Source organism: Thermincola sp. GK-1 (assembly GCF_059412445.1).
On sequence record NZ_JBSQAT010000042.1, the window covers coordinates 1 to 1583 of the forward strand.

A 1583-nucleotide genomic window follows, 5' to 3' on the forward strand; every position below is an offset into this window, starting at 1 on the left:
TTGTTAAGGAAATTACCGTTTAGCAGGGTTGTGGATAACTTATGTCAAAAAAGGTAGATATGATGGTGAGTAAGAAGAAAGAAAAGATCACAGTTAAACAAATATTTCAGGATCATTGGGCTCAGTTTCGAGAAACAAAATGGCAAGGGATACCACAAGATATGCAGAAAAGCGTGGAAGAATCAGTAACCAAAATGCTTAGTTGTGGTGACCCTAAAAACGGCTATACAAAATACATGTGTACAGAGTGCGGAGAGCAAAAAATAGTTGGATTTAGTTGCAAGAGCCGGTTTTGCAACCGGTGTGGAAAAGTATATATAGAGAATTGGGTAAAAAAGCAGGTAGAAAATATAATAGAGACGCCACATCGACATGCAGTTTTTACAATACCGGAAGAAGTTAGAGGGAAGATTTATTGGCATAAGGGCTTAATTAAGGGCATGTCAGATCGAGTGGCCGGATTAATTGAGCGCTGGTATAAAAAGAAGAACAAGAGTCATGACTATAGGGTAGGAATCATAACGGTGGTGCATACCTTTGGTCGGGACCTTAAATTCAATCCGCATATTCATGCATTAATAACAGAAGGAGCATTAGATAAATATAACGTTTGGAAACCGGTTGGGTACATACCGTATGAGTATCTTAGGAAGGCATGGCAAAAAGTATTTCTGGATTTGATGAGAGAAAAATTCGGGCATGAAACGAAGATGAAGAATTTAATAAACATGCTTTATCACAGGTATCCTAAAGGCTTTTATGTACATGCAGGTACACGGATGAGAGATGCCAGGGGAGCAGCGCAGTACATAGGGAGATACCTGGCGAGACCGGCCATTGCAGAGTATAGGATAATAAAATATGATGGTCAGAATGTGCGTTTTTGGTATGAAGACCATAATACCGGGAAAAGAGAAGAAGTTGAATTAAGTGCAATAGAATTTATAGGTAAATTGGTAATGCATATACCGCCAAAATATTTCAAGATGGTGCGGAGATATGGTTTGTACCAACGCAACAAGAATAATCAGGCCCAAAAGATAGTAGGCCTATGGAACTATGTAAAATCAAAAGATCTTAAGAAAACAAGGAAAAAGAAAAGCAGAAAACTAACCTGGAAGGAACGGATAAGGAAAGAATTTGGCGAGAACCCACTTGCGTGTTCGAAATGTGGTAATGAAATGGAACTATGGACAATATGGCATTCGAAATATGGATGTTTATATGATATTTCAAAAGATGGGCCAGAGGTGAAGGAAAATGAGCAAGGAAACAAAGGACGAAATGGATTGGTACGACAAAGTACCGTTCGACGACGACAGCCCGGAGGAGTACTACAATTATCGTTGCAAGCGGTGTAAATATGAGGAAGGAGTTCCGGGCTTTGTAGTAGATGAATTTGCCATGGGAGAAGACTTGAAACCTGGAGAATTACCGGGAGTAGTGTGCCCAAAATGTAACGGTGATATGGAATGGACCGGAGAAACATACTTTAAAGAAATATAGAGTTGGCATTAGCCAACCCTATAATAGTGAATCGTTTGTATAGTTCAAGAAAGAATCGCCGATAGGCGAATTTGTTC

General features: G+C 39.4%; 1 protein-coding gene. It reads left to right on the forward strand.

The genetic code is table 11. The features are described from left to right. Nucleotides 1–41: 41 nt before the first annotated feature. Nucleotides 42–1361, forward strand: a complete 1320-nt coding sequence (locus ACSNJE_RS15890; RefSeq protein WP_495253070.1) for an IS91 family transposase — start codon at nucleotides 42–44, stop codon at nucleotides 1359–1361. Nucleotides 1362–1583 lie beyond the last annotated feature (222 nt).

Coding starts and splice junctions, on each gene's coding strand:
- ACSNJE_RS15890 (WP_495253070.1), top strand. CDS start 42: ATGTCAAAAAAGGTAGATATGATGGTGAGTAAGAAGAAAGAAAAGATC.